This window comes from Luteibacter aegosomatissinici (assembly GCF_023078495.1).
GTDB lineage: Bacteria > Pseudomonadota > Gammaproteobacteria > Xanthomonadales > Rhodanobacteraceae > Luteibacter > Luteibacter aegosomatissinici.
Window position 1 is genome coordinate 3330768 of sequence record NZ_CP095742.1, and the last position, 23887, is coordinate 3354654.

Below are 23887 nucleotides of genomic sequence, written 5' to 3' on the forward strand. Positions count from 1 at the left end.
GATCGAAAAACGGGGCTGGCGGCCCCATGTGAAACCCAGGCCGCGCGACTGCCCAAGTCTACCGGAGCGGGGCGCGGGATTCACCGGAACCGGCTAGGATGGAGTTCATGAAACGACGCAGTCCTTCGGTACACGACGACGATAGCCGCCTGTTCCGCGAGGCGATCGGCGACGTTCGGCCCGTCGTGGCCACCGAAAGCGCGCCCGAGCGGCCCCGCCCCGATCCCGTGCCGTTCATGCGCGACGCGGACGAAGCCGCCGTGCCGGCCGATTCCTTACTGTTCGATTACGATCCGGCCGATCTCGAAGTCGGCGAAGAATTGTCGTACCTACGCGACGGCTATCCGCCCAAGTTGCTGAAACAACTCAAGCGCGGCCAGTTCAGCATCCAGGCCGATGTGGACCTTCACCAGATGAACGCCGCGGCGGCGCAACTCACCATTACGGAGTTTCTCGCCGAATGCCACCGCGATGGCATCCGCTGCGTGCGCATCATTCACGGCAAGGGCCTGCGTTCGAAAGCGGCAGGGCCCGTGCTGAAAGGGCTCACCGACAAGCTGCTACGCCGGCGTGACGATGTGGTGGCGTTCGCCTCGGCGCGACCCATGCAAGGCGGCACCGGGGCGGTGGTCGTCCTGCTCAAGCCCTGAGCGGCCGGTGTAGGAGCTGATCACACGGTGGTGGCGATCTCACGGATCACGGTCGTGGCGTACGCACCCGCCGGGAGAGCGAAGCTTACTTCCAGGGCGCCATCATCCAGCCAGCGCCAGGCGAAGTCGGCGGGCTTGAGACGCAGCGCGCGACGTTCCTGATCCATGCGTGCACCGGCCAGGCCTTCGGCCAGGTCCGCATCACGGCCAGCGATTTCCGTTTCCAGCGCGGCAACGTCGGCACCCGCAGGTGTCTCTCCCCTGCCCCATAGCGGCCCGGTCGGATGAATATCGAAGCGCGCGAGACGCTCCGCCAGCGCGTCATTGAAAGGTTCCGGCCCAAACCACGAACGCGAGCCGTCCAGGCCCCATATCTCGCCGTCCATCCCGACATCCCACGTGCCGGCCGCGACACGCTCGGCAAGCACGCCGTTGAAGATGTGCGAACGCGCGGCCGACAGCAGGATGGAGCGCTTGTCTCGATCGACCCTGCGCCCCTTGAACATGCCACGGGCCTGCTCGACGTTGTTGCCACCGAGGCCGAAGCGCTGCTCACCGAAGTAATTTGGCACGCCACGTTCGGCGATGGCCGAAAGCCGCACTTCAGCGGCCGCGCGGTCGCCTTCGACCTCGCGCAATACCAGGACGAAACGATTGCCGCGCAGCGCGCCACGCTTGATCTTGCGCGAGTGACGGCCGAGTGCCGTCAGTTTCACATCGGCGTGCGGGAACGCGCTCCAGTCCGGATCGGCCTTGCCGGGCAATTGCACGGTAAACACCTGACGGGTCACGGCATGCCGGTCCTTCATGCCAGCGTAGCCGACATTCATGGGCGATGTACCGGCGAACTTCGCCACTTCGCGTGCCACCCAATCGGTGTTGGCGCCACGCTTTTCCACGAGCACGAACGCGTGCTCGCCCGCCCCATCCGGCTCGTAGCCCAGGATCTCCTCGACGAAGAAATCCTCAGGCTGGGTGCGCAGGCGTGCACGCAACGGCGGCGCGCCAAACGCGAAAGGCAGTTCGTTCTCGGTCATCGGGTAACGCCTTTACATCAGGAACAGGGTGGCCAGGCCAAGGAAGATGAAGAAGCCACCGCTGTCGGTCATGGCCGTGATCAGGACACTGGAACCCAGTGCAGGATCCCGGCCCAGCTTGACCATCAACATGGGGATGCCCACGCCCATGAAGGCAGCGAGCAGGAGATTGAGCGTCATGGCGGCGGTCATCACCAGGCCCAGCGACGCGCTGTCGTACAACAGCCACGCAACGATACCGATGACGCCGCCCCAGACCAGGCCATTGATCAGCGCCACGCCCAGTTCCTTGCGCCAGAGGCGGCCGGCCTGGTTCACACCCACCTGCTCGAGCGCCATGGCGCGCACGATCATCGTGATGGTCTGGTTGCCGGAGTTGCCGCCGATGCCGGCCACGATAGGCATCAACGCGGCGAGCGCCACCAGCTTCTCGATCGAGTGCTCGAACAAGCCGATCACACGCGACGCGATGAAGGCCGTCACCAGGTTGGTCGCCAGCCATGCCCAGCGGTTACGTACGGATTTCCACACGGAGGCGAAGATGTCTTCCTCTTCGCGCAAGCCGCCACGCGACAGCGCCTCGGCCTCGCCTTCCTCGCGGATGAAATCAATCATGGCATCGACCGCGATACGGCCAATAAGGCGCATGTGCGAATCGACGACCGGCGCCGTGACCAGGTCGTATCGCTCGAAGGCCTGGGCAACATCGTAAGCGTCGTCTTCCGGCCCAAACGTGTTCACGTCCGGCGCCATGATCTCGCGCACCATTTTGTCGGGCGAATTGACCAGCAACCAATGCAACGGCAGGACGCCTGTCAGCACGTGATCGGCATTGACGACGAACAGCTTGTCGGTCTGCGCCGGCAGCTCCTCGAAACGGCGCAGGTAACGCAACACCACCTCGAGGCTGATGTCCTCGCGGATGGTAACCATGTCGAAATCCATCAGCGCGCCGACCTGGTCGTCCTCGTAGGACATGGCCGCCTGCACGCGCTCGCGCTCCTGCGCATCGAGGCTGGCCATGAGTTCCGGCAGCACTTCGGTGGGCAGGTCATCGACCAGATCTGCCAGCTCGTCGGCATCCAACGGTTCGACAGCGGCGAGAATCTCGCGATCGTCCATATCCGCGATCAGCGATTCGCGAACCGAATCCGATACCTCGAGGAGGATCTCACCGTCACGGTCGCTGCGCACGCGCTGCCACACCGCGAGGCGGTCCTCGAGCGGGAGCGATTCGAGCACGTCGGCCAGGTCGGCCGGGTGCAGTGCATCCAGGGTGGCCTGGAGCCCGGCATCGACGGCCGCGAGCGCCTCTGCGTCACCCGTCGGCGTGGTCGCCTCCAGGGCCACCAGCGCTTCACGCCGGCGCAGCAGGTCGTTGATCGCCTCAAGGCGATCCTGCAGGCGTGGCGTTGACGCGCGGGTGTCGAGTTCGGTCATGCGGGCTGTACCAGCACGCTCGCCAGCGCGGCGATGCCTTCGCGGCGGCCGGTGAACCCGAGTGTTTCAGTGGTCGTCGCCTTGATGCTGATGCGATCGATATCCACGCCCATGTCCGCGGCGATATTCACCCGCATGGCCTCCGCGTGCGGCAGCACTTTCGGCGCCTCGCAGATGACAGTGACATCCGCGTTGCCGAGCACGTAGCCGCGTGCGAGCAGCAGATCACGTACCGCGCGGACAAACGTGCGGCTATCCGCGCCCTTCCACTGGTCGTCCGACGGAGGAAAATGCTTGCCGATGTCGCCCAGCGCCAACGCGCCCAACAGGGCATCGCACAAGGCGTGCAATACGACATCGCCATCCGAATGCGCCAGCACGCCCTGTTTGTGCGGCACGCGCACGCCACCCAGCATGACGTGGTCACCGTCGCCAAACGCGTGTACGTCGAAACCCTGTCCGATACGAATCATTTCATCCTCCCGAGCAGGAATTCCGCCAGGGCGAAATCGGCCGGCGTCGTGACCTTGATGTTGTCTTCCGAGCCCTCGACCAGCAGCGGCCTGCCACCGGCACGCTCGATTGCCATGGCTTCGTCGCTAACGACAATACCGGCCTCTGCGGCAAGACGAAGTGCACGCGCCAGTTCCGCACGGCGGAACATCTGCGGGGTAAACGCACGCCAGCGCCCGTCGCGCGGCTCGGTCTCCGCGCTGTGGCCGCCGGCATCGGCGCGCTTCAGCGTGTCGCGTAATGGGGCGCCGAGCAAACCGCCATCGCGGCGTCCCGCTTCCGTGACGAGCCGGGTGATGTCCTCCGCACGCACGCACGGCCGCGCCGCATCGTGTACGAGCACGAAGGCGTCATCGGTCACGGCTGCGGGCAGCGCCTCGATCCCGGCCAGCACCGAATAGCTGCGTTCGCTACCACCCACCGTGGTGAGCAACGGTTTGCCGCGCACCTGGTCAGTTGCGGAAAAATGCATATCGTCAGCCGCGATAACGACCATCAGCCCGGCAACAAGCGGATGTGCCGCCAGGCGTTCCAGCGTGTGGTCCAGCAGCGGCCGCCCGGCCACCGGCTGGTACTGTTTCGGCCGGTCGCCGCCCGCCCGGACACCCTTGCCGGCGGCCGGAATCACGCACCAGAGCGCGTCCATTACTGGTCGCCGGCAGTAGCGGGCGGTGGGGGCGGCGGCGCGCTGGTCGCAGCCCCCGGCTCCACCACCTGGTAGAACGTCTCACCCGGCTTGATCAGGCCCAGTTCCTGGCGAGCACGCGCTTCCGTCGCCTGCTCACCGTGCTTGAGGTCTTCCACATCGGCGGCGAGCGCTTCGTTGCGTTTTTGCAACGCGGCGTTGTCCTCGGTCTGCTTCTTGACCGATACGCGCAGCGAATCGACCTCGGCCATCCCCCCACCGCCGACCCACAGCTTGAGCTGCAGCGCGATGAGGATGACGACAAGGATCAGGCCGACCCAGCGCAGGAGTGCCGCGTTGCTCACAGGCCCTCGTTAGCCCGGCAGCTTGCTGAGGTTCGGGAACGCGTTGCGGCCGGCATAGACCGCCTTCGCGCCCAGCGCCTCTTCAATGCGCAGCAGCTGGTTGTACTTGGCCACGCGATCGGTACGGCACAGCGAGCCGGTCTTGATCTGGGTCGCGGTGGTCGCCACGGCGATATCCGAGATCGTGGTGTCCTCGGTCTCGCCCGAGCGGTGCGAGACGATGGCGGCGTACTTCGCGCGGTCGGCCATGGCGATGGCTTCGAGCGTTTCGGTCAGCGTGCCGATCTGGTTGACCTTGATCAGGATGGCATTGGCGATCTTCTTGTCGATGCCTTCCTGGAAGATCTTCGGGTTGGTGACGAACAGATCGTCGCCGACCAGCTGGATCGCGCCATCCACCACCTTGGTGAGGTGTGCCCAGCCGTCCCAGTCGCCTTCGGCCATGCCATCTTCGATGGTGACGATCGGGTACTGCTTCGCCCACGAGGCCAGCGTATCCACCCACTGCTCCGGCGTGAACACCTTGCCCTCGCCTTCCAGGTCGTACTTGCCGTTCTTGAAGAACTCCGAGCTGGCCACGTCCAGGCCAAGCAGGATGTCGCTGCCAACCTTGAAGCCTGCCTTGTTCACGGCTTCGAGGATCGTGTCCAGCGCTTCGACGTTGGACTTGAGGTTCGGCGCGAAGCCACCTTCATCGCCCACCGAAGTGTTAAGCCCGCGACCCTTCAGCACCGACTTGAGGGCATGGAAGATTTCCGCGCCGTAACGCAGCGCCTCGGCGAAGTTCGGTGCGCCAACGGGCAGCACCATGAATTCCTGCACGTCCACGTTGTTGTCGGCGTGGGCGCCACCGTTGATGATGTTCATCATCGGCACCGGCAGCGAACCACCGCCCTGCACCATCAGGTACTGCCACAGGGCCTGCTTCTTCGAAGCGGCGGCGGCGTGGGCGGCGGCCATGGAGACACCGAGCAGCGCGTTGGCGCCCAGCTTGCCCTTGTTATCGGTGCCATCGAGCGCGATGAGCTTCGCATCGAGGCCCTTCTGATCCAGTGCATCGAAGCCGGCCAGTGCCTTGGCGATCTCGCCATTGACGTTGGCGACGGCCTTGGTCACGCCCTTGCCGCCGTAGCGGGCCTTGTCGCCATCGCGCAGCTCGACCGCTTCACGCGTGCCCGTGGAGGCGCCGCTGGGAACGGCTGCACGGCCGAACGAGCCATCGGCCAGCGTGACTTCGGCTTCAAGGGTGGGGTTGCCGCGCGAGTCGAGGATTTCGCGGGCGTGGATCTTGGTGATGGAGGTGGTCATGCGCTTCCCGTTACGAGTTGGAATGACGGAGCACGGTACCCAGCGCCATCATGGCGCCGGTACCAAGCAGGATGAAAACATTGAGCCCAAGGCCGATCGCGGCGAACGTGCGGCGGCGATCCTGGCGACGCAGGGCGACCAGGGCCAGCACGGTGCCAACCAGCGCCATGAGCAGGAAGAAGATGAGAACGAGGCCGATCAGGCCGAACAGCGGCATGTGCTCGGCGGTATCACCGGCCGAGATGAGCACGGCGGAAAGCGTGATGCCGCCAAGCACGGCAAGGCCGGAAACCAGCGCGATGACGAACGACGCAACGCCAAGACCCGACTGCGGCAAGGTGGCCGCACGCTGGGCATATGTGCCCGCGCTGTGGATCCCGCTGTCTTCGACCATCGGCGCCCGTCTCCTGGGGAGGCCCCTGGCCCCCGTGCTGTGTGTACCCGGCGCGCTTGATCGCGCCAGGCAATGCCCATCATAACGTCAAGCGGCCGATTCTTCGGAGCGGGTCGCCAGCTTTTCACCATCGCGCACGGCCTTGTATTCGCGAGCGGCACGGACGAAGCCGATGAACAGCGGGTGGCCTTCGCGGGGCGTGGAGGTGAACTCCGGGTGTGCCTGGCAACCCAGGTACCACGGGTGCACGTTGCGCGGCAGCTCCACCACCTCGACCAGGAGGTCATCCATGGATTTGCCCGAGATGACCAGGCCAAGATCTTCGAACGACTGGCGGTAGCGGTTATTGAACTCGTAACGATGGCGGTGGCGCTCGCGCACCACATCCTCGCCGTACAGTTCACGCGCCAGCGTGCCGGCCTTCAGGCGGCATTCCTGTGCACCGAGGCGCATGGTGCCACCCAGGTCGGAGCGTTCGCTGCGCTGCTCGGTTTCACCGGCGGCCGTGGTCCATTCGGTGATCAGGGCGATGACGGGATCCGGCGTGTTGCGATCGTTTTCACTGGAGTCGGCCTGCTTGAGACCCGCCGTGTTCCGGGCGAATTCGACCACCGCCGCATGCATGCCGTAGCAGATGCCGAAGTACGGAATGCCGGTTTCGCGGGCGAACTGCGCGGCAAGGATCTTGCCCTCGAAGCCACGCTTGCCAAAACCGCCCGGCACCAGGATGGCATCGGCGCCCCCCAGTACCGCGCGCGCACCACGCGCCTCGACGTCCTCGGAATCGATCCACTCCAGCTTGACCCGGGTGGACTGCTTGATGCCACCGTGGCGCAGGGCTTCGCCCAGCGACTTGTAGGCATCCTTGTGTTCGACGTACTTACCGACAATGGCGACCGTGACTTCATCGCGCGGGTGTTCCACGGCTTCCACCGTGCGCACCCAGCTGGAGAGATCGGCCGGGCCGGCGTCGAGACCAAGGCGCTTGATGACCAGGTCATCCAGGCCCTGCTCGTGCAGCCACATCGGCAGCTTATAGATCACGTCGACATCGATCATGCTGATGACGGCGTTCTTCGGCACGTTGGTGAACAGCGCGATCTTGTGCCGTTCCGTATCCGGCAGCGCCTCTTCGGCACGGCACAGCAGCACATCGGCCTGGATACCGATCGAGCGCAGTTCCTTCACCGAATGCTGGGTCGGCTTGGTCTTGATCTCGCCCGCGGCCTTGATATACGGCACCAGCGTGAGGTGCACGAACATGCACTTCTCGGCGCCGTGCTCGATACGCAGCTGGCGGATCGCCTCGAGGAACGGCAGGGATTCGATATCGCCCACGGTGCCACCCACTTCCACCAGCGCCACGTCGAAACCACGGGTCGCTTCGTGGATCGAGTGCTTGATCTCGTCAGTGATGTGCGGGATGACCTGCACGGTGGCGCCCAGGTAATCGCCACGGCGTTCCTTGCGGATCACCGATTCGTAGATCTTGCCGGCCGTGATGGAATTCTTGCCCGTCAGACGGGTACGCACGAAGCGCTCGTAGTGGCCCAGGTCCAGGTCGGTTTCGGCGCCGTCATCGGTGACGTACACCTCGCCGTGCTGGAAGGGGCTCATGGTGCCCGGATCCACGTTGATGTACGGATCGAGCTTCATCATGGTCACGGAGAGACCACGCGCCTCGAGGATGGAGGCAAGCGACGCCGCTGCGATGCCTTTCCCAAGGGAAGACACCACACCGCCGGTGACGAAAATCAGGGGAGTCATGCGAGCAGCCAGTGCTGGAAATTTGTATTTTACCCGAGTGCACGGCCGCTCGCGAGGGGTTCGCTGAACGCTTAACATGGGGGTATGAGCACATCCCCGATTTTCGCCCGCCTCGAAGCCCTGCGCGCCGCCATGGCCCGCGCGGGTGTTGCCGCCGTCGTCGTGCCGAGCGCCGACCCCCACCTTTCCGAGTACCTGCCGCCCCGCTGGCAGGCCCGGGAGTGGTTTTCGGGGTTCACGGGCTCGGCAGGCACCCTGGTGGTCACCGCGAAGGGCGGCGGCCTGTGGACGGATTCACGCTATTTCTCGCAGGCGGAGACCGAACTGGCCGGCAGCGGCCTGCCCCTGATGAAGCTTAACGTGGCGCACACGCCCGAGCACGTGGCCTGGCTCGCCAGCCAGTTCGGTGACGGGGACACCGTGGCCGTCGCCGGCGATAGCGTGTCGGTGGCGGGCGCCGAGGGCCTGGCCCAGCGCCTGGCCGGTGCCGGTGCCTCGCTGCGCACCGACCTGGACCTGCCGGGTGCCGCCTGGGCGGACCGTCCTGCCCGCCCCGCGGCTCCGGTGTTTGCCCACGAGGCGCCCTACGCCCCGGTCAGCCGGGCCGACAAGCTGCAGCATGTTCGCACCGCCATGCGCCGGGCCGGGGCCACGCACCACTTGGTCTCCAGCCTCGATGACATCGCCTGGCTCACCAACCTGCGCGGCGCCGATGTCGACTACAACCCCGTGTTCCTCGCCCATCTGCTGGTCGAGGACACCCGTGCCACCCTCTTCATCGATGCCCCGAAGCTGCCGCCAGCGGTGAAGGCCGCCCTGGCCGCCGATGGCATCAGCCTGGCCGATTACGGCACGGCCGCCGCTGCCGTCGCCGCCCTGCCCGATGACGCCACGCTCCTGTTCGACCCGTCGAAAGTGGTCGTCGCCATCCTGGATGGCCTGCCGGCCAGCGTGAAGCAAGTGCGCGGGCCGGCGCCGTCAACCGCCGCCAAGGCACGCAAGACGCCCGAAGAGTTAGAGCACATTCGCGAGGCCATGCGCCGCGACGGCGCGGCACTCGCCCGTGCCTTTCGGCGGATCGAGGCGGGGCTGGCAAGCGGCGAGCCGTTGACCGAGCTCGACGTCGATACGATCGTCCGCGAAGCGCGTGCCGCCCAGGACGGCTTTGTCGGCGAGAGTTTCTCGACCATCGCGGGCTACCAGGCCAACGGCGCCCTTCCCCATTATCGCGCCACCGAAGAGGGCTTCAGCCCGCTGGCCGCCAGGGGCCTCCTGCTGGTCGATTCCGGCGGCCAGTACCTCGGCGGCACGACCGATATCACCCGCGTATTGGCCCTGGGGCCGGTGACCGATGAGCAGAAGCGCGATTCCACGCTGGTGCTCAAGGGCATGATCGCCCTCTCGCGCGCCCGCTTCCCCAAGGGCGCCAGCGGCCCACAGCTGGATGCGCTGGCCCGCGCGCCCCTTTGGGCGGCCGGCATGGATTTCGGCCATGGCACCGGCCATGGCGTGGGCTACTTCCTCAACGTGCATGAAGGCCCCCACGGGATCCGCCCGCCGGTCACGGGCGGCGCGCTGGTGCCGCTGGAGACCGGCATGATCACCTCGATCGAGCCCGGCCTGTACAAGCCCGGCCGCCACGGCATCCGCCACGAGAACCTCGCCGTGGTTACCCAGGCCGACCAGACCGAGTTCGGCGAGTTCTACGCGTTTGAGACGCTCACCCTTTGCCCGTTTGACCGGCGCGGGCTGGAACCGCGGCTGCTGGAGCCCTCCGAGCGAGCCTGGCTGGACGATTACCACGCCACCGTGCGTGCGGCCCTGTCCCCCCTTCTGGACGGCGAGGACCGTGCCTGGCTGGAATGGCACTGCGCCCCGCTTTGAGGGGGCCGGCGTCACCGCTTCGTTGGCTTATCGCGCGCAAGCGCGCTCCTACAACGGGCCGGTCTCTTTGGGTGATACGCGAATCGGGCAGACTTGACCGCTCCGATACGCTCACCCATCCTGCCCGGCTTACGAGAAACCGACCCGCCTGATGAATACCCGTTACAACGCCTCAGACATCGAAGTCCTCAGCGGCCTTGACCCGGTCAAGCGCCGCCCCGGCATGTACACCGACACCTCGCGCCCGAACCACCTGGCGCAGGAAGTCATCGACAACTCCGTCGACGAGGCGCTGGCCGGCCACGCGAAAACCATCGACGTCACCGTCTTCAACGACGGCTCAGTCGAAGTAACCGACGATGGCCGCGGCATGCCCGTGGATATCCACCCGGAAGAGAAAGTGCCGGGTATCGAGCTGATCCTCACGCGCCTGCACGCGGGCGGCAAGTTCTCGAACAAGAATTACGCGTTCTCAGGCGGCCTGCACGGCGTGGGTGTCTCGGTGGTGAATGCGCTCTCCACCCGCGTGGATGTCACCATCCGCCGTGAGGGCCAGGAATACCGCATGAGCTTCGCGAACGGCGATCGCGCCAGCGAGCTCGAAGTGATTGGCACCGTGCCGAAGAAGAAGACCGGCACGACGCTACGCTTCTGGCCGGATCCGAAATACTTCGACTCGCCGCGCATCCTCGTCTCCAAGCTCAAGCACCTCCTGCGGGCCAAGGCCGTGCTCTGCGCCGGCCTCACCGTGCGCCTGCACGACGAAGCCGCCGGCGAGACCACCGAGTGGTATTTCGAAGATGGCCTGCAGGATTACCTGAAGGCCGAACTGCAGGGCGCCGAAGCGCTCCCGGCCGATCTGTTCGTGAAGCACTTCGCGCGCGAGACGGACACGGTGGATGTCGCACTCTGCTGGTTGCCGGAAGGCGAGCTGGTCCAGGAAAGCTACGTAAACCTGATCCCGACGGCGCAGGGCGGCACGCATGTGAACGGCCTGCGCTCGGGCCTCACCAACGCCATCCGCGAGTTCTGCGACCTGCGCAACCTGCTGCCGCGCGGCGTCAAGCTCGCGCCGGAAGATGTATGGGAGCGGCTCGCCTTCGTCCTCAGCATCAAGCTGCAGGATGCCCAGTTCGCTGGCCAGACCAAGGAGCGCCTGTCGTCGCGTAACGCAGCGGGCGTAGTGGAAGGCGTCGTGCACGATGCTTTCAGCCTGTGGCTGAACCAGCACGTGGATCTCGGCGAAAAGATCGCGCAACTCGCGATCGAACGTGCGAGCGCGCGCCTCAAGGCCGCCAAGCAGGTCGTCCGCAAGAAGATCACCTCGGGCCCGGCACTGCCCGGCAAGCTTGCCGATTGCGCGTCCACGGACCTGACCCGCACCGAAATTTTCCTCGTCGAGGGCGATTCGGCAGGTGGCTCTGCCAAACAGGCCCGCGACAAGGATTTCCAGGCGATCATGCCGCTGCGCGGCAAGATCCTGAACACCTGGGAAGTCGAATCCACCGCGGTACTCGCTTCGCAGGAAGTGCACGACCTGGCCGTCGCCATCGGCTGCGACCCGGGCAAGGATGACCTGACAGGCCTGCGCTATGGCAAGGTCGTGATCCTCGCTGACGCGGACTCCGACGGCCTGCACATCGCAACGCTGCTCTCGGCACTGTTCCTTCGCCACTTCCCCGCGCTGGTGCGCGAAGGCCACGTGTTCGTGGCCATGCCGCCGCTGTTCCGCGTGGACGTGGGCAAACAGGTGTTCTATTGCCTGGATGAGGAAGAGAAGCGCCTGATGCTGGAGAAGGTCGAGCGCGAGAAGATGAAGGGCGCCGTCTCGGTCACCCGCTTCAAGGGCCTGGGTGAGATGAACCCGGCACAGCTGCGCGAATCCACGGTGCACCCGGATACCCGCCGCCTGGTGCAGCTCACGGTGGATACCGATGACGGCACCACGAAGCTGATGGACATGCTGCTCGCCAAGAAGCGCGCCAGCGACCGCAAGCAATGGCTCGAGGACAAGGGCGACCTGGCCACCCTCGAGGTCTGAACCAAAAAAAGCCCGGCAACGCCGGGCTTTTTTTTGCGCGACACGGGCCGTTTAGCGGCGCTCGCGAATCGCTTCGATCAGCCCGCGCGTTGCCGCGTCGAACTGCGCGATATCGCCGGCATCCTTGTCGTTCGCCAGCGACGGGTAGATCTGCTTGGCAATGACCTTGCCCAGCTCCACGCCCCACTGGTCGAACGCGTTGATGCCCCACAGGTGTCCGAGCATGAACACCTTGTGCTCGTACAGCGCGATGAGCGCACCCAGCGAGTGCGGGGTAAGCGAATCAAGCATGAAGACGCTGCTCGGGCGATTGCCCTCGAACGTACGCTGCGCTGCCAGCGCGCGGCGCTCCTCCTCCGTACCCGTCTTCGCTTCGGCAAGCGCTTCCTCGAACGTCTTGCCGAGCGACAGCGCGGCAGCCTGGGCAAGCAGGTTGGAGGTGAGCACATCCTGGTTTTCGCGCAGCGGGTGTGCCGGCTTCACCAGGCCGATGAACTCCAGCGGCACGATATCGGTGCCCTGGTGCAGCGCCTGGAAGTACGCGTGCTGCGCATTCGTGCCGATGCTGCCCCACACCACTGGCACGGTCGAACCGGTGACGTGCTTACCCGTGGTCGGGTGCACGTGCTTGCCCAGCGATTCCATCTCGAGCTGCTGCAGGTACGACGGCAGGTCCGCCAGGTAATCCACGTACGGGATCACCGCGCGGCTGGTGGTCCCAAGGATGTTGCGGTTCCACAGTTCGGCGGCGGCCAGCAGGACCGGCAGGTTGTCCTTCCACTCCGCCGTACGGAAATGGTCGTCCGCCTCGGCCGCGCCAGCCAGCAGGTCGCGGAAACCGTTCATGCCGATGGCGAAGGCGATGGATGCACCCACGGCCGACCACAACGAGAAACGGCCGCCCACGTAATCCCACATGGGCAGCACCTGTGCGGCGCCCCACTTGTTCACGGCCTCGACATTCGAACTGACGGCGATGAAGTGCTTCGCGGTCTTCGTGGTGTCGCCCTTGTTGGCCTTGAGGATCCAGTCACGGAAGACGCCGCCGTTGAGCAGCGTTTCCTGGGTGTTGAAGCTCTTGGATACGAGGATCACCAGCGTATGCGCGGGATCCAGCGTGTTCATCAGGTCGTAGGCAGCCTGGCCATCCACGTTGGTAAGGAAATGGCTCCTGATGCCATCGACGTGGAAACGCTCGAGGGCGTGCACCGCCAGGCGCGGACCCAGGTCCGAGCCGCCGATGCCGATGTTGACCACGTCGGTGACGCGGCCGATCAGGCCAACCGATTCACCCTCGCCCTTGTGCACGGCGTTGACGAGCTTTTCCATCTGGTCCAGCGCATCGGCCACGTCCTTGCGCACATCGGCGGGCGCGGCCGGATGACGCGACGCACCCCCGCGCAGCGCGGTGTGCAGCACCGCGCGGTCTTCGGAGGTGTTGATGTGCTTGCCTTCGAACATGGCATCGCGCGCGGCCTGCCAGCCGGTGCTCTCGATGTAGTTACCCACGGCATCGAGCGCCGCCGTGTCGAGCTTCTGGCGGGTGATATCGAGCAGGATGGGACCCATGCGCTTGCGGAAGCGATCGCCACGGGAGGCATCGTTGACGAGCGTGCGGAGGGAGGTGCCGGCAAGGCGGCTCTTGTGCTCATCGAACGACGGCACGGGGACGTGGTTTGAATCCATGGCTTCCACTTGGCTGCGACGGAGGGAAGCGCCGATATTACCGCACTGCAGCGTAAGTGGATTGTATGTTAGAGCGTTAGTCGGCGACGAGCCGCCTGGTAGTCGGCCACAAGGGCCTGTGGGCCGTCAGCAAGACCGATGGGGACCCCACGATCCTGCTGACGATTCACAGTGAGCGCAGCGAACGGCTCACAGCCGGTGCAAGCCGGCGACTTACCTTCACGCCGCCTGCTTCGGAATCGAATGATTCGTGTGCGTGATGCGGTTGTCGGCATCCACGTACACCAGGTCGGGCTGGTACTTGGCCATCTCGGCTTCGGACAGGCCGACGAACGCGGCAATGATGACCAGGTCGCCCGTGGACACGCGACGCGCGGCGCTACCGTTCACGGAAATGATGCCCGAGCCCTCTTCCGCACGCAGTGCGTACGTGACGAAGCGTTCGCCGTTGTTGATGTTCCAGGCGTGGATCTGCTCGTATTCACGGATGCCGGCGGCATCGAGCAGGTTGCCATCAATGGCGATCGAACCTTCGTAGTTCAGCTCGGCGTGAGTCACCGTGGCGCGGTGGATCTTGCACTTGAGCATGTTGAGGTGCATGGCAGTCTCTGGGGTCTTGGCGGTTACAAAAACGCCCATTCTAACGGAAGCAAGCCCGTACCGTCGTGAATGGGCTTCCTCGGTGTCGAGGCGCTTTATGGGGGAGCGGGGTCGGAAACGCAAGTGCCCGTTCGTGAAGGGATTCAGTCGAACGGCAGGTTATCGATCAGGCGGGTGGCGCCAAGGCGGGCGGCGACCAGGGCGACCAGGCCCTCGCGCTCGTCCGCCGCGGGCTCGGCCAGGTCATCGGCCCGGCGGATGGCCACGTAATCGGGAACGAAACCGGCGCGCTCCAGGCGCGCCCGGGCGGCGGTTTCCAGGGCCTGCCAGTTGTGCCCCTGGCGGAACAGGTCACGCATCTGGGTCAGCGTGGCGTAGATCTGCGGCGCCCGCTGGCGCTCGGCGGGCGTCAGGTACTGGTTGCGCGAGCTTTTGGCCAGCCCATCGTCGTCACGCAAGGTGGGGCCGGACATGATTTTCACCGGCAACGACAGGTCGCGGACCATCCGCTCGATGACCTTCAGTTGCTGGAAATCCTTCTGGCCGAAGACGGCAAAGTCGGGCTGGACCAGATGGAACAGCTTGGAAACCACCGTAGCCACGCCATCGAAATGGCCGGGGCGGTGGGCCCCCTCGAGGGTCTCGGTCACGCCGGGCACATGGATGCTGACGCTCCCTTCGGCACCGAACGGGTAGAGCGTGGCCACTTCCGGCGCGAACAGCACATCACAGCCCGCCTCGGCCAGGCCCACCTGATCCTGGGCCAGGGTGCGCGGGTAGCGCTCGAAATCCTCGCCCGGACCAAACTGGGTGGGATTCACGAAGACAGAGGCGACAACCCGGTCGGCGCGGGCACGGGCCAGCTTCAACAGGGAATGGTGGCCCTCGTGAAGGTTGCCCATGGTGGGCACGAAGCCCACGGTCTGGCCAGAGGTGCGCCAGCCGCGGATCGTGGCACGGAGGGCGGCGGCGTCGGTTACGGTCTGCATGGCTGGCTCGTTAGCTGAAGCTGTGTTCGGGGCCGGGGAACGCCCCCGCCCTTACGTCATCCGCGTACGCGCGGATCGCTGCCGGAATGGAATCACGTCCGGCGAGGAAATCCTTGGAGAACTTCGGCCGCTTACCGGGGGTAAGGCCGAGCATGTCGTACACGACCAGCACCTGCCCGTCGCAATCCACGCCCGCCCCGATACCGATCACGGGGATCGAAAGCGCCTTCGTGATGCGTTCGGTCAGCGCAGAGGGCACGCATTCGAGGACAAGCAAATCGGCACCCGCCGCCTCAACGGCCTTCGCATCGGCGAAAAGCTTGTCGGCCGCGTCTTCCGTCTTGCCCTGCACCTTGTAGCCGCCGAACTTGTTCACGGACTGCGGGGTGAGACCCAGGTGGCTGCACACGGGAATATCCCGCTCAGCCAGCGCCGAAATCACCTCACAGATGCGGCCAGCGCCCTCGATCTTGACCATGGCGGCGCCGCCCTGCGCGACGAGCCGCGTGGCGGCCTCCATCGCGGCAGGCACATCGCGATCGCTCATGAACGGCAGGTCGGCCACCAGCAACGTGGCGGAAAGACCGCGCGCCACGGCAGCGGTGTGGTAGACCATTTCATCGACCGTGACCGGTAGCGTGCTCGACCTGCCCTGCACCACCATGCCGAGGGAGTCACCCACCAGGGCGACATCGACCCCGGCGGATTCCAGTTGCGCGGCAAAACTCGCATCGTAGGCGGTGAGCATCACGATCTTCCGGCCTTCGGCTTTCATTGCCTTCAGGCCCGGCACGGTCACCGGCTTACGCGCCGGCGCACTCGTTTTTTCGACGTACACGCTCTTGTCGCCTCGTTGGGTGAAACGGGAATTGTCCGCCTGATTGGCCCGGGGCTCAAGGAACCCGGATCAGGCGAGGGGGATGCATTCAGCCGAATCCACGCCGGCCAGCAGATCGGCGACCTTGCCTTGCCCCGCCAGCATGGCTCCAGGAGCGATGTCCGCCAGGGGCAGCAGGACGAAAGCCCGCTCGGGGATCCGCGGGTGAGGCACCACGAGGCGTTCGTCGTGGATCACGGTGTCGCCATAGGCCAGCAGGTCCAGGTCGAGCGTGCGAGGGCCCCAGCGCTCGCCATCACGCACGCGGCCGAACGAACGCTCGGTCGCCAGCAAGGCATCGAGCAGGCCGTGGGCGTCCAGGGAGGTCTCCACGGCGATGGCCGCATTGATGAAATCCGGCTGGTCCAGGTTGCCCCAGGGGGGCGTGCGGTAGAACCGCGACCTCGCGACGACACGAATGCCCGGCGTTCCGTCCAGGGCGTCGATCGCGGCACCGAGCCGCGACCGCACGTCACCCAGGTTCCCGCCCAGGCCGATCAGGGCAACGACGCTCACGCCCCGCCCGCGTCGCCCTTGCCACCCCGCGTGGGCTTGCGCCGGCGGCGGCGTTTTCGCGCCGGTGCCGTGGCGGCCACGGTGCTGCCGTCGTTCGTCGGCACACCGCCCCCGCCCAGGGCGGCCGCCAGCATCTCCGGCGGCAACTGCTGAGCGTGCGCCCACCACTCACCCAGCTCGCGCATGCGCGGGGATTCGTGGGCGCGCAGCAGCAGGAAATCGAATGCGGCACGGAAGCGCGGGTGCGACATCAGGCGGAACACGCGCTTACGGTGGATCTGCTCGAAGCGCGGCTGCAGCGCCCAGATCTCTTCCATGGTGAACGTAAAACGGCGCGGGATGGCGACGCGCTGGCACTGTTCACCCACCACGTGCACGGCAGCGCGCTGCCATGCCTCATTCATTTCAAAACCTTGCGCCATCCAGCCGTGGGCCTGATCGCGCACCTCGCCCCATAGCAATACCGCATAGAGGAACGCCGGGGTAACCGACTTGCCTTCAGCGATCCGGGCATCCGTGTTGGCCAGGCCCTGCTCCACCAGCGCACGCAACGCGTTGTCACCGCGCTCCAGCGCGCGGGCGGTCGCTGGAAACAGGAACTCAAGCAAACCGCAGGCTTCGAGCATCTTGAAGCTCTTCAGCCCATGGCCCGCGAGAAACAGTTTCAACGACTCGTCGAACAGGCGGGCGGGCGAGGCTTCTGTCAGCAGGTGCCCCAGCTTCTTGAACGGTGCGGACGCCGACGGCGCGATGGTGAAGCCCAGCTTGGCCGCGAGACGCGCTGCACGCAGCATGCGCACGGGATCTTCGCGATAGCGCTGCTCAGGATCACCGATAAGCCGCATGGTGCGGTCTTCCAGGTCCTGCATGCCGCCCACGTAATCGCGAACGCTGAAATCGGCGATGTCGTAATAAAGGGCGTTGACCCGGAAGTCGCGGCGTACCGCATCTTCCTCGATCGTCCCCCAGATGTTGTCGCGGACGATTCGGCCATCGACGATGTGCCGGTCACCCTCACCCTCGGCCCCCTCCTCACCCGTACCACGGAAGGTGGCAACCTCGATGATCTCGGGGCCGAACACGACGTGGGCGAGCCGGAAGCGACGGCCAATCAACCGGCAGTTGCGGAACAGCCCTTTCACCTCTTCCGGCGTGGCGTTGGTCGCCACGTCGAAATCCTTGGGGTGGCCGCCCAGCAGTAGGTCGCGCACGGCACCGCCCACCAGGTACGCGGCGAACCCGGCGTCATGCAGTCGGTAAAGCACGCGCAACGCGGCTTTGCTGATGTTCTTGCGGGAAATGGAGTGCTGTTCGCGCGGGATGATTCGCATACCGTGCGGAACCTCGCCCCTTGATTCGGAATTCAAGCGGTTGGTGTCCTGGCGGGCGCCTTGGCGCCCGGGCAAGTGGCTGCCCCCACCGGCGGCCGGTGTCGGGATGAACGGGCCAAATGTAACGAATTCGACCCAATCCGACGAGCGGCTGCAAAGACGTTGCCAGGCGGCGGAATTCGGATATACTAGCGCGCTTCGTACGTCTCGTACGACCCGCTCCCTTCGTCTAGTGGTCTAGGACACGGCCCTCTCAAGGCTGGAACACGAGTTCGAACCTCGTAGGGAGCGCCACTTTCCTCTTCGGCGCCGAACCGTTCGCATGACCTTTGTCGTTACCGACAACTGCATCAAGTGCAAGTACACGGACTGCGTCGAGGTTTGCCCCGTGGATGCCTTCCACGAAGGCCCGAACTTCCTGGTCATCAATCCGGACGAGTGCATCGACTGCACCCTCTGTGAGCCGGAATGCCCCATCAACGCGATCTACCCCGAGGACGATGTCCCCGCCGGGCAGGAGCCGTTCGTGGCGCTGAATGCCGAGCTGTCGAAGGATTGGCCGGTGATCACCGAGCGCAAGGATGGCATGCCGGACGCGAAGGACTGGGAAAACAAACCCAACAAGATCGAGCTGCTGCAGAAGTAGGCTCCGACAAAAAAAGGCCCCGCGGGGCCTTTTTTGTTCTCCACGCCCGGCTTCTCCTGTGCGCCCCGCTCCTACAGAGGATAAAAAAAGGCGCCCGATTGGGCGCCTTTCGTTTGCAGCGAAACCAGGGCTTACTTGACGCCGAGGCGCGCCTTCAGCGAATCGATGACGCGACGCACGCCGCCTGCATCGCCCTGCGCACGCACCTCGGAGCCAGCGCCGCTGGCGTTGACCGTGAGCACCACCGGGTGCTTGTTGCCACCCTGCTGCGCGGCCTGCGGGCCGCCTTCGATCGCTGCATCGGGGTTCTTGTCGCTGCCGCCGAACATGCGCTTGAAGAAGCCACGCTTCTGTTCCGGCGCACCCGAGGTCGCTGCGATCTGGAACGTGTGGGTATCGTCGTCATGCGCCGTCACGGTACCGACATCGCCAACCGCCAGCACTTCGCCGATGCGCTTGTAGGCCGCATCGGGGGCATCGGACAGGATGAAGCCATCCGAAACCGGGGCGGCGGCGGGAGCACCCGTGCCGGCGGCGTTACCCGACGCAGAGCCGGCATCCGGAATCACCAGCGCCGCGCTCGTCGACGGGGTATCCATGCCCGGCGGAATTTCCAGCGGAGCTTCCTGCTTGGCCTTTTCCCACTGCTTGGTGGAGCGGAACGCGCCGCAGCCGGAAACGACCAGGACGGACAGGAGCAGTGCCGGGACGACCAGCGCGTACGAGGTTTTCTTCATGAACAAGGGTTCCGTTGGAAGCCGTTTTAATGGGGTTGCGTCAGGCGGCAGTCGCCAATGGTGCCAGAGCCGCGAGCGTTTCGCGCACTTTCGCCAGCGCCGGGCCGGGTTCCAGCTCGACCAGGGGCAGGCGGGGTGCCGCCAAACCCAGCCCCAGCATGGCCAGGCCGGCCTTGACGGGGATGGGGTTCGGCGCACAGTTCAGTGCGTCGATCAGGGGGGCCAGCCGGGCCGTGGCGCTGGCCGTGCGCCCTGCGTCACCCGAACGGGCGGCGTCGCAGAAGTCACGGAAAGGCTCCGGAACGAGATTGGCCACCACCGAAATGGTGCCTGCGGCGCCAGCCAGCATGGCCTGGTGGGCCGTACCGTCGTCACCGCTGAGGTAGACGAAATCGGCGCGAATAAGTTCCGCGATGGCCCGAATACGTTCTGGCTCACCCCGGGCTTCCTTGATACCGACGATGCCGGGGTGATCACGAAGCACCGCCACGGTCTCCGGCGCGATATCGCAGCCCGTGCGCGGCGGCACGTTGTACAGGATGACAGGGAGGCCACCTTCGTCGGCCACGGCAAGAAAATGCCGGCGCATGCCTTCCTGGGTGGGCCGCACGTAAAACGGGGCCACGACCAGCGCGGCATCCGCACCCAGGGCCCTGGCCCGGCGCGTGGTGGCAATGGTCTTCGCCGTACCGGCTTCGCCGGTGCCCGCGATGACCGGGATACGTTTGTCGATATGTTTCACCGCGAATGCGAGCAGGCGCTCGAATTCGTCATGCTCGAGGAAGTGCGATTCGCCCGTCGAACCCGCGACCACCACGGCCTGGGTGCCGCCGGCCAGCTGCTGGTCGAGCAGGCGGCCAAACGCGTCGAGATCGAGCGAACCGTCAGCGGCAAACGGGGTTGCCAATGCGGTGATGCTTCCGGAGATATCCAAGGTGAAACCCATTGAGGAACCAGCCCTTCGCATGTTACCGGGGCGTTTCCGGGGAGTCCATTCGCCCTGATGCGGCCGCCACCGCCCGCCGTGTCTTGCTAGTGTCCGATGGCCCCCGTTAAGCTCGGGCCAACAGCGACGCCCCGCGCCCCGCGGGCCGCGCCATGGGTAGTAAAGGCCTTGAACCGTTCTGTAGCACGCAGCGCCGCCGCCGATAACCAGTTACTTATCTCGACACTGTCGCCGGCGCACCGCGCGCCGATCCTCGCCCTCGCCAAGCGTATCGCCGATTCCGGGTGCAACCTGGCCGATGCCCGGGTTTCCACCATCGGCAACGACACCTCCGTGATGCTATTGGCGTCAGGCTCCTGGGATGCGGTGGCCAAGCTGGAAACGGCGGTGGGCAAGCTGGCCCGGGATGAAGAACTGCAGATCGTCCACTACCGCACGACGCCGCGCGAGCCGACGGCGCACCTGCTGCCGTACCTGGTGGAAGTGATCGCCGCCGATCGCCCGGGCATCCTGGTCAAGATCATCGAGTTCTTTTCGCGCCGTGACATCAGCGTGGAGCAGCTCTCTTCCATGCGCTACCAGGCCATGCAGACCGGCGCGGAGATGTTCCAGGCGCAGATCACGATCGGCATTCCGTCCGAAACGCATATCGCCGCGCTGCGCGACGATTTCCTCGAACTGTGCGATGGCCTCAACCTCGATGCCATCATGGACCCGGTAAAGTTCTGACCCCAGGGAATAAAACACATCGCATGATCGGCAAGGGTAAGAAGGTTCCGAAACTCAAGGGCACGCTCGGCGACGCTTCCACGCTGGCGCTGTCATCCCTCTCCGGCAAGTGGGTCGTCGTGTTCTTCTACCCCAAGGACAACACGCCGGGCTGCACGAACGAAGCCAAGGATTTCCGCGACCACTACGCCGAATTCCAGGCGCGTGGCGCCGAAGTCATCGGGGTATCGCGCGATTCGGTGCGCTCGCACGCGAACTACGCAGCAAAGCACGAACTCCCCTTCCCCCTCGTTTCCGACGCCGATGAAGCCTGGTGCCAGGCCTTCGACGTCATCCACGAGAAGGTGCTGTACGGCAAAAAGTACATGGGTGTCGTACGCAGCACGTTTCTCATCGACCCGGATGGCAAGGTGTTCGCGGAGTGGCGCGGGGTGAAAATCCCCGGCCATGCGCAAGCCGTCCTTGAGAGTGTTCCCACCGCGTGACGGACACCGCGCCACGCGGCTCCTTCCCCCGGCCACGGCCGCGTAGCCGGGTTTTGCAACCTCCGCATGAGGTCACTTCCGCATGACCGGAAGCAAGCGCATCTACGCCCTCGACACCAACGTGCTGCTGCACGATCCGACCTCGCTGTTCCGCTTTGAGGAACACGATGTCTTCATACCGATGACGGTGCTGGAGGAACTGGACGACAAGAAGAAAGGTGGCTCGGAAGTTTCACGCAACGGCCGCCAGGTAAGCCGCTTCCTCAACGAGCTCATCGAGCGCGGCGGCCACGACGGACTCCGCGAAGGGGTCGAACTGAGCAACCCCCAGGGTATCAAGCTCAAGCGCGGCGCGGTGGGCCGCCTGTTCTTCCAGCAACGTACCAGCCACGGCAACGGCAAGGCGGATAACCAGATCCTGGCCGCGGTCATCGACTTGCGCGACCAGTACCCCGATCGCCCGGTCATCCTGGTCAGCAAGGACATCAACCTCCGGATCAAGGCCTCGATCTACGGCATCACCGCCGAGGATTACGAGAACGATCGCGCGCTCGATGATTTCGCCCTGCTCTTCACCGGTTCAGACCAGCTGCCGGAGGATTTCTGGAGCCTGCACCCCGAGCTCCGTTCGTGGAACGAGCGTGGTCGCACGTTCTACGAAGTAGATGTACGCGACGACGAGCTCTGGTATCCGAACCAATGCCTGTACATGCCGGGCGAGAACGACGTCGAGCTGCGCGTGCTCGAGATCCGCGGCGACGAGGACCACCGCAGGGCGAAACTGGTCCTGCTCGATGACCATACCCACGCCGCGCACGGCGTGTGGGGTATTGCGGCACGTAACCGCGAGCAGAACTTCGCGATGAACCTGCTGATGGATCCCGACGTGGATTTCGTCACGCTGCTTGGCACGGCAGGTACCGGCAAGACCCTGCTCGCGCTCGCCGCCGGCCTGGCCCAGGTCATGGACCAGCAGCGGTACCGCGAGATCATCATGACTCGCGCCACCGTGTCGGTCGGCGAAGACATTGGCTTCCTCCCCGGTACGGAAGAGGAAAAGATGACCCCGTGGATGGGCGCGCTCACCGATAACCTGGAAGTGCTCGCCAACCCCGAGGAAGGTGGATCGTGGGGCCGCCAGGCCACCAACGACCTGCTCGCCTCGCGGGTGAAGATCCGCTCGCTGAACTTCATGCGCGGCCGAACGTTCCTCAGCCGCTACCTCATCATCGACGAGGCGCAGAACCTTACGCCCAAGCAGATGAAGACGCTGATCACGCGCGCGGGCCCGGGCACGAAGATCGTGTGCCTTGGCAATGTGGAGCAGATCGACACGCCGTACCTCACCGAAACCACCTCGGGCCTGACCTACGCGGTGGACCGCTTCAAGATGTGGGCCCATTCCGGCCACATCACCCTGAAGCGCGGCGAACGTTCGCGCCTGGCCGATTTCGCTTCCGAAGCCTTGTGACGGTCGCGAAACCCAACACCCTCACCATCGCCGGATCCGACTCCGGCGGTGGTGCGGGGATCCAGGCTGACCTGAAGACGTTCCACTCGCTGGGCACGCACGGGCTGACCGCGATCACGGCGGTCACCTCGCAAAACACCCGAGGCGTTTCCGCGGTGCACACGTTGCCGCTCGCCCATGTGCGTAGCCAGATCGAGGCCGTGTTCGCCGACTTCCCGATTGCTGGGGTGAAGACGGGCATGCTCGGCTCCGCCGCCATCACACGGCTCGTAGCTAAAGAATTGGCCGCACGACAGCCACCGTGGCTAGTGGTCGACCCGGTGATGATTGCCACGAGCGGCGCCCGCCTGCTCGATGAGAACGCGCTAGACGCCCTGCTCACACGACTCATTCCGCTGGCAGATATCCTCACGCCCAACCTGCCCGAGGCAGAGGCCCTCCTGGGCCGGCGGATCGGCAAGGCCTTCGACGAGGCCGGGGCTGATTTACTCGCCCTGGGCTGCGGCGGCGTGCTGCTGAAGGGGGGCCATGCTAACGGCCGGCAGATCGTGGATCGTTACTACGACGCGACCGGCGCGCTCGCATTTGAACACCCCCGCCTTCCCTTCGAGGGCCACGGCAGCGGCTGCACCCTTGCTTCGGCCGTCACAGCCCACCTGGCACGGGGCAAAGCGCCGCAGGCGGCTGTCCGCGCTGCCATTTCCTGGCTGGACAAGGCTTTCCGGGGGGCGTGGCGCCCAGGCGGCGGCGCCGTCCACGTGCTGGCGCACTAAGCCCGGAGTAAACTAAGCGCGTTGATACGGGCCTGAACGGGCCGCATGTATCGCCCGTCCTTTCGAGTGCAACCCCA

Annotated in this window: 24 protein-coding genes and 1 tRNA gene; 9 read left to right on the forward strand and 16 right to left on the reverse strand. The window is 65.4% G+C overall.

Features of this window, described 5'->3' with window-relative positions; translation table 11 throughout:
• Window positions 1-107 precede the first annotated feature (107 nt).
• Window positions 108-650 (forward strand): Smr/MutS family protein, encoded by a 543-nt coding sequence (locus L2Y97_RS14930; RefSeq protein WP_247428031.1) that lies wholly within the window; start codon window positions 108-110, stop codon window positions 648-650.
• A gap of 20 nt (window positions 651-670) precedes the next feature.
• Here L2Y97_RS14930 and truD read toward each other — a convergent pair whose 3' ends face one another.
• The 8 genes from truD to pyrG all read right to left on the reverse strand — a co-directional run bounded on the left by truD (window position 671) and on the right by pyrG (window position 8099).
• On the reverse strand, window positions 671-1687 hold the full coding sequence (truD, locus tag L2Y97_RS14935) for a tRNA pseudouridine(13) synthase TruD (protein WP_247428034.1): 1017 nt from the start codon (window positions 1685-1687) through the stop codon (window positions 671-673).
• A gap of 12 nt (window positions 1688-1699) precedes the next feature.
• Window positions 1700-3127 carry a magnesium transporter gene (mgtE, locus tag L2Y97_RS14940; protein ID WP_247428037.1) on the reverse strand — a complete coding sequence of 476 codons (1428 nt, stop codon included), beginning with the start codon at window positions 3125-3127 and terminating at the stop codon, window positions 1700-1702.
• The gene (ispF, locus tag L2Y97_RS14945; protein ID WP_247428040.1) at window positions 3124-3600 is read right to left on the reverse strand and encodes a 2-C-methyl-D-erythritol 2,4-cyclodiphosphate synthase; all 477 of its coding nucleotides are present in this window, start codon (window positions 3598-3600) and stop codon (window positions 3124-3126) included. Before ispF ends, mgtE begins: the two co-directional genes overlap by 4 nt.
• A complete protein-coding gene (gene ispD / locus L2Y97_RS14950; RefSeq protein WP_247428043.1) occupies window positions 3597-4286 on the reverse strand; it encodes a 2-C-methyl-D-erythritol 4-phosphate cytidylyltransferase in 690 nt (229 codons plus the stop codon). Before ispD ends, ispF begins: the two co-directional genes overlap by 4 nt.
• Window positions 4286-4630, reverse strand: a complete 345-nt coding sequence (gene ftsB / locus L2Y97_RS14955; RefSeq protein ID WP_247428046.1) for a cell division protein FtsB — start codon at window positions 4628-4630, stop codon at window positions 4286-4288. The genes ispD and ftsB overlap by 1 nt, the downstream gene beginning before the upstream one ends.
• Window positions 4631-4639: 9 nt before the next feature.
• Window positions 4640-5938, reverse strand: a complete 1299-nt coding sequence (eno, locus tag L2Y97_RS14960) for a phosphopyruvate hydratase (protein WP_247428049.1) — start codon at window positions 5936-5938, stop codon at window positions 4640-4642.
• Window positions 5939-5948: 10 nt separating this feature from the next.
• Window positions 5949-6332 carry a hypothetical protein gene (locus tag L2Y97_RS14965; RefSeq protein WP_247428051.1) on the reverse strand — a complete coding sequence of 128 codons (384 nt, stop codon included), beginning with the start codon at window positions 6330-6332 and terminating at the stop codon, window positions 5949-5951.
• Between the two features lie 87 nt (window positions 6333-6419).
• A complete protein-coding gene (gene pyrG, locus L2Y97_RS14970) occupies window positions 6420-8099 on the reverse strand; it encodes a CTP synthase (protein ID WP_247428054.1) in 1680 nt (559 codons plus the stop codon).
• An 84-nt stretch (window positions 8100-8183) separates the two neighbouring features.
• On the opposite strand from pyrG, the gene L2Y97_RS14975 reads away from it, so the two are divergent.
• Both L2Y97_RS14975 and parE read left to right on the forward strand, forming a co-directional pair.
• On the forward strand, window positions 8184-9983 hold the full coding sequence (locus tag L2Y97_RS14975) for an aminopeptidase P family protein (protein WP_247428056.1): 1800 nt from the start codon (window positions 8184-8186) through the stop codon (window positions 9981-9983).
• Between the two features lie 151 nt (window positions 9984-10134).
• Complete coding sequence (gene parE / locus L2Y97_RS14980) at window positions 10135-12024, forward strand: DNA topoisomerase IV subunit B (protein WP_247428059.1); 1890 nt, start codon at window positions 10135-10137, stop codon at window positions 12022-12024.
• Between the two features lie 51 nt (window positions 12025-12075).
• On the opposite strand, the gene pgi is transcribed toward parE, so the two are convergent.
• The 6 genes from pgi to pcnB form a co-directional block, all read right to left on the reverse strand.
• Window positions 12076-13710 carry a glucose-6-phosphate isomerase gene (gene pgi, locus L2Y97_RS14985; protein WP_247428061.1) on the reverse strand — a complete coding sequence of 545 codons (1635 nt, stop codon included), beginning with the start codon at window positions 13708-13710 and terminating at the stop codon, window positions 12076-12078.
• 219 nt (window positions 13711-13929) lie between these two features.
• Entirely contained in the window at window positions 13930-14310 is a 381-nt protein-coding gene (gene panD / locus L2Y97_RS14990) for an aspartate 1-decarboxylase (RefSeq protein ID WP_247327735.1), read from the reverse strand.
• 143 nt (window positions 14311-14453) lie between these two features.
• Window positions 14454-15299 (reverse strand): pantoate--beta-alanine ligase, encoded by an 846-nt coding sequence (gene panC / locus L2Y97_RS14995; RefSeq protein WP_247428064.1) that lies wholly within the window; start codon window positions 15297-15299, stop codon window positions 14454-14456.
• A 10-nt stretch (window positions 15300-15309) separates the two neighbouring features.
• Entirely contained in the window at window positions 15310-16074 is a 765-nt protein-coding gene (panB, locus tag L2Y97_RS15000) for a 3-methyl-2-oxobutanoate hydroxymethyltransferase (protein ID WP_247436802.1), read from the reverse strand.
• A 132-nt stretch (window positions 16075-16206) separates the two neighbouring features.
• Window positions 16207-16692 carry a 2-amino-4-hydroxy-6-hydroxymethyldihydropteridine diphosphokinase gene (gene folK, locus L2Y97_RS15005; RefSeq protein ID WP_247428066.1) on the reverse strand — a complete coding sequence of 162 codons (486 nt, stop codon included), beginning with the start codon at window positions 16690-16692 and terminating at the stop codon, window positions 16207-16209.
• Window positions 16689-18023 carry a polynucleotide adenylyltransferase PcnB gene (gene pcnB, locus L2Y97_RS15010; protein ID WP_247428069.1) on the reverse strand — a complete coding sequence of 445 codons (1335 nt, stop codon included), beginning with the start codon at window positions 18021-18023 and terminating at the stop codon, window positions 16689-16691. The genes folK and pcnB overlap by 4 nt, the downstream gene beginning before the upstream one ends.
• A 218-nt stretch (window positions 18024-18241) precedes the next feature.
• Here pcnB and L2Y97_RS15015 point away from each other — a divergent pair.
• Both L2Y97_RS15015 and fdxA read left to right on the forward strand, forming a co-directional pair.
• Window positions 18242-18317: transfer RNA gene (locus tag L2Y97_RS15015), tRNA-Glu, on the forward strand.
• Window positions 18318-18345: 28 nt separating this feature from the next.
• A complete protein-coding gene (gene fdxA, locus L2Y97_RS15020) occupies window positions 18346-18669 on the forward strand; it encodes a ferredoxin FdxA (protein ID WP_247428072.1) in 324 nt (107 codons plus the stop codon).
• A gap of 131 nt (window positions 18670-18800) precedes the next feature.
• Here fdxA and L2Y97_RS15025 read toward each other — a convergent pair whose 3' ends face one another.
• Together L2Y97_RS15025 and dapA are read right to left on the reverse strand one after the other, a co-directional pair.
• Window positions 18801-19406, reverse strand: a complete 606-nt coding sequence (locus L2Y97_RS15025) for a hypothetical protein (RefSeq protein ID WP_247428075.1) — start codon at window positions 19404-19406, stop codon at window positions 18801-18803.
• 40 nt (window positions 19407-19446) lie between these two features.
• Window positions 19447-20340 (reverse strand): 4-hydroxy-tetrahydrodipicolinate synthase, encoded by an 894-nt coding sequence (gene dapA / locus L2Y97_RS15030; protein ID WP_425492859.1) that lies wholly within the window; start codon window positions 20338-20340, stop codon window positions 19447-19449.
• A gap of 108 nt (window positions 20341-20448) precedes the next feature.
• Between dapA and L2Y97_RS15035 the strand changes: the two genes are divergently transcribed.
• The 4 genes from L2Y97_RS15035 to thiD all read left to right on the forward strand — a co-directional run bounded on the left by L2Y97_RS15035 (window position 20449) and on the right by thiD (window position 23810).
• The gene (locus L2Y97_RS15035; RefSeq protein ID WP_425492769.1) at window positions 20449-21081 is read left to right on the forward strand and encodes a glycine cleavage system transcriptional repressor; all 633 of its coding nucleotides are present in this window, start codon (window positions 20449-20451) and stop codon (window positions 21079-21081) included.
• A 23-nt stretch (window positions 21082-21104) separates the two neighbouring features.
• Window positions 21105-21566 (forward strand): peroxiredoxin, encoded by a 462-nt coding sequence (locus tag L2Y97_RS15040; RefSeq protein ID WP_247428082.1) that lies wholly within the window; start codon window positions 21105-21107, stop codon window positions 21564-21566.
• 82 nt (window positions 21567-21648) lie between these two features.
• A complete protein-coding gene (locus L2Y97_RS15045; protein ID WP_247428085.1) occupies window positions 21649-23037 on the forward strand; it encodes a PhoH family protein in 1389 nt (462 codons plus the stop codon).
• The gene (gene thiD, locus L2Y97_RS15050; RefSeq protein ID WP_247428087.1) at window positions 23034-23810 is read left to right on the forward strand and encodes a bifunctional hydroxymethylpyrimidine kinase/phosphomethylpyrimidine kinase; all 777 of its coding nucleotides are present in this window, start codon (window positions 23034-23036) and stop codon (window positions 23808-23810) included. Before L2Y97_RS15045 ends, thiD begins: the two co-directional genes overlap by 4 nt.
• Window positions 23811-23887: the final 77 nt, after the last annotated feature.

Bases quoted from the DNA above. Each gene is read 5' to 3' on its own strand.
- L2Y97_RS14930 (WP_247428031.1), top strand. From the start codon at position 108: ATGAAACGACGCAGTCCTTCGGTACACGACGACGATAGCCGCCTGTTC.
- truD (WP_247428034.1), bottom strand. From the start codon at position 1,687: ATGACCGAGAACGAACTGCCTTTCGCGTTTGGCGCGCCGCCGTTGCGT.
- mgtE (WP_247428037.1), bottom strand. From the start codon at position 3,127: ATGACCGAACTCGACACCCGCGCGTCAACGCCACGCCTGCAGGATCGC.
- ispF (WP_247428040.1), bottom strand. From the start codon at position 3,600: ATGATTCGTATCGGACAGGGTTTCGACGTACACGCGTTTGGCGACGGT.
- ispD (WP_247428043.1), bottom strand. From the start codon at position 4,286: ATGGACGCGCTCTGGTGCGTGATTCCGGCCGCCGGCAAGGGTGTCCGG.
- eno (WP_247428049.1), bottom strand. From the start codon at position 5,938: ATGACCACCTCCATCACCAAGATCCACGCCCGCGAAATCCTCGACTCG.
- L2Y97_RS14965 (WP_247428051.1), bottom strand. From the start codon at position 6,332: ATGGTCGAAGACAGCGGGATCCACAGCGCGGGCACATATGCCCAGCGT.
- pyrG (WP_247428054.1), bottom strand. From the start codon at position 8,099: ATGACTCCCCTGATTTTCGTCACCGGCGGTGTGGTGTCTTCCCTTGGG.
- L2Y97_RS14975 (WP_247428056.1), top strand. From the start codon at position 8,184: ATGAGCACATCCCCGATTTTCGCCCGCCTCGAAGCCCTGCGCGCCGCC.
- parE (WP_247428059.1), top strand. From the start codon at position 10,135: ATGAATACCCGTTACAACGCCTCAGACATCGAAGTCCTCAGCGGCCTT.
- pgi (WP_247428061.1), bottom strand. From the start codon at position 13,710: ATGGATTCAAACCACGTCCCCGTGCCGTCGTTCGATGAGCACAAGAGC.
- panD (WP_247327735.1), bottom strand. From the start codon at position 14,310: ATGCACCTCAACATGCTCAAGTGCAAGATCCACCGCGCCACGGTGACT.
- panC (WP_247428064.1), bottom strand. From the start codon at position 15,299: ATGCAGACCGTAACCGACGCCGCCGCCCTCCGTGCCACGATCCGCGGC.
- panB (WP_247436802.1), bottom strand. From the start codon at position 16,074: ATGAAAGCCGAAGGCCGGAAGATCGTGATGCTCACCGCCTACGATGCG.
- pcnB (WP_247428069.1), bottom strand. From the start codon at position 18,023: ATGCGAATCATCCCGCGCGAACAGCACTCCATTTCCCGCAAGAACATC.
- fdxA (WP_247428072.1), top strand. From the start codon at position 18,346: ATGACCTTTGTCGTTACCGACAACTGCATCAAGTGCAAGTACACGGAC.
- L2Y97_RS15025 (WP_247428075.1), bottom strand. From the start codon at position 19,406: ATGAAGAAAACCTCGTACGCGCTGGTCGTCCCGGCACTGCTCCTGTCC.
- L2Y97_RS15035 (WP_425492769.1), top strand. From the start codon at position 20,449: ATGGCCCCCGTTAAGCTCGGGCCAACAGCGACGCCCCGCGCCCCGCGG.
- L2Y97_RS15040 (WP_247428082.1), top strand. From the start codon at position 21,105: ATGATCGGCAAGGGTAAGAAGGTTCCGAAACTCAAGGGCACGCTCGGC.
- L2Y97_RS15045 (WP_247428085.1), top strand. From the start codon at position 21,649: ATGACCGGAAGCAAGCGCATCTACGCCCTCGACACCAACGTGCTGCTG.